At 63.7% G+C, this 377-nt stretch carries 1 protein-coding gene; it reads right to left on the bottom strand.

Annotated elements, in window-relative coordinates; genetic code table 11:
• Positions 1–377 (bottom strand): MFS transporter (locus SB717_RS34080; protein WP_410907240.1); only part of this gene is annotated, 377 nt, incomplete at both ends.

The raw sequence follows: 377 nt of genomic DNA, 5'->3' as shown, positions 1-377 counted from the left end.
AGGATCTCCCACAGGGAGTTGTGATCGAGGCTCAGGTGCACGCTGGAAAGTGTGAACAGTCCGGCGCCGACCAGCAGGAGCGTGCGCATTCGGATGCGATGGGCGATCCTGCGTACCAGGCGATTTGCGCCAAAGCTGCCGACGGACAGCGGCAGCAGTACGAATCCGGCCCAGAACAGCGGCATCGCGATTCCGTACGACGTGGAGGTCGGCGCCTGGGCGATGAGGCTGACGATCGACAAGCCGATGTACATGACTGCGCCGAGTCCGATGGCGGTGCCATTGGCGACGAGGACCTCGGCGTTGCGAAGGACGCGCAGGTTGACCAGGGGATGCGCGGTCTTGAGTTCGACGACCGACCACACCGCCAGTACAAC

The organism is Priestia sp. SIMBA_032, from assembly GCF_046535215.1.
GTDB classification, from domain to species: domain Bacteria; phylum Bacillota; class Bacilli; order Bacillales; family Bacillaceae_H; genus Priestia; species Priestia aryabhattai.
Note: the sequence above shows the minus strand (reverse complement) of the source record. Positions and strands in the feature narration are given on the sequence as shown.